This is a genomic window from Pseudomonas sp. P4_B3 (assembly GCF_056402295.1).
On the sequence record NZ_JBFUHR010000049.1, the window covers coordinates 1 to 1677 of the forward strand.

Consider the following 1677-nt stretch of genomic DNA (forward strand, 5'->3'; position numbering starts at 1 on the left):
GGCATGCGCTTTGCCCGGGCCTCTGTTCCCGGCCATGCCACCATGGTCATCGTCGTTGTCACGCGCATTGCCTGGGCCTCTGTTCCCGGCCATACCACCATGGTCAGCGTCGCCGCGCCCCGGGCCGCCATGACCGTCAGCGCCATGGCCTGCAGCACCATGATCGCCACCCTCTCCGTGGCCGTTGCCACCGTGACCACCTGCGCCATCACCACCGTGACCACCACCTCCGGAACCTCCACTGCCGGAGCCACCGCCGCCACCGCCGTGACCACCACCGCCTCCACCGCTGCCGCCATCTTTGGCATACACGCTGGAGAAACTACCGATGTAATCGGGTACCAGGACCGTCGATGCCGACAGGACCCCGCCAATTGCAAGAGCCAACAAGCATTTCTTGAGCAGCATGATGCACCTCCGCTTGGAGTTGCGTCGTCATCTCCGTATCGAACGCAAAGTCCAGTGAGTTCCCGGCCGCCCATTGGAGCGGCCAGCCAACCGGCACGGCCATAAATCTGCAGCAATCAAGAGCAACTGCGGTATCCGCACGATCCCTCAGAGCCAGCTAGCATCGTTTCGTGGGAAATATTCCCACACTCTCTTTGGAGAAGTGCTTTCAGCCCGAGTTCAACAAAAGAGCATCAGGACTGACGTATGGATTGCGCAAAAACTTCAACCTGACCCGAATGGTTAAAACCGGCACGACTGCTCGGTCGGGCTTTTCATATCGTTGCAGCAGTCCATCCCCATGTGCTCTAGATCCAACACCTGATACTTCCAGAGCGTTGACGAACCTTTGCGGCAGAAGGTAAACGCTGCTGCCCCCCCCCCCGATAGCCAATGGACAATTGAGTGAAAAGAGAAAGGGAGGGCATCCATTGCCCTCCCCTCCGCGGTCCACGCTCCCTGCGACAGTACTGACCAGTACCTCAAGTGACCAGAATGAAGTCCGTCTGATCAACGGTCGCACTGCTGACACCCACAAGGCGGATGGAGTCCGCTCCGATCCCGACCACCGTGTCCGCCCCGTCAGCCGTTATGCTCACGTTGGTCGCGAACACCGCGCTGGTGACCCCCATCCCCGTGATATCGAGCAAGTCCTGCCCTGCGGCCGGGTTGGATCCGAAGTTCAGGATCGTATCGTTGCCGAAGCCTGGGGCAAACGCGAAGATATCGTTGCCGGCGACGCCGCCACTCATCACGTCGTTACCTGCGCCACCGACGAGGACGTCATTACCCGCCCCCCCCCCGATCACGTTGTCGAGCGCGTTGCCGGTGCCCGCAAAGTTGCCGCTGCCGCCGAAAAACAGGTTTTCGACGTTGGCACCCAGGACGTAGCTCCCGAGCGAGGTCCAGGCCGTGTCAATACCCTCACCGCCAAGCTCGCTCACCACGTCCCCAAGCTCGGTGGCTTCGTAGATATCGTTGCCGACACCGCCGGCCATCGTGTCGGYACCTGCGCCACCGATGATGAKGTCGTTACCTGCGYYACCGACGAGGACGTCATTACCCGCCCCCCCCGCGATCGTGTTGTCGAGCGCGTTGCCGGTGCCCGCAAAGTCGCCGCTGCCGCCGAAAAACAGGTTTTCGACGTTGGCRCCCAGGACGTAGCTCCCGAGCGAGGTCCAGACCGTGTCGCTGCCAGAACCGGCGAGCTCGGTCACCACGTCCCCGAGG

Annotated in this window: 2 protein-coding genes; both read right to left on the minus strand. The window is 61.8% G+C overall.

Features of this window, described 5'->3' with window-relative positions; genetic code table 11:
* Nucleotides 1–308: hypothetical protein (locus AC1DWG_RS30365; protein ID WP_477788765.1), on the minus strand; the 308-nt coding region annotated here is incomplete at its 3' end.
* 621 nt (nucleotides 309–929) lie between these two features.
* Nucleotides 930–1677, minus strand: a 748-nt coding sequence (locus AC1DWG_RS30370) for a calcium-binding protein (RefSeq protein ID WP_477788766.1), incomplete at its 5' end; no start/stop codon positions are given.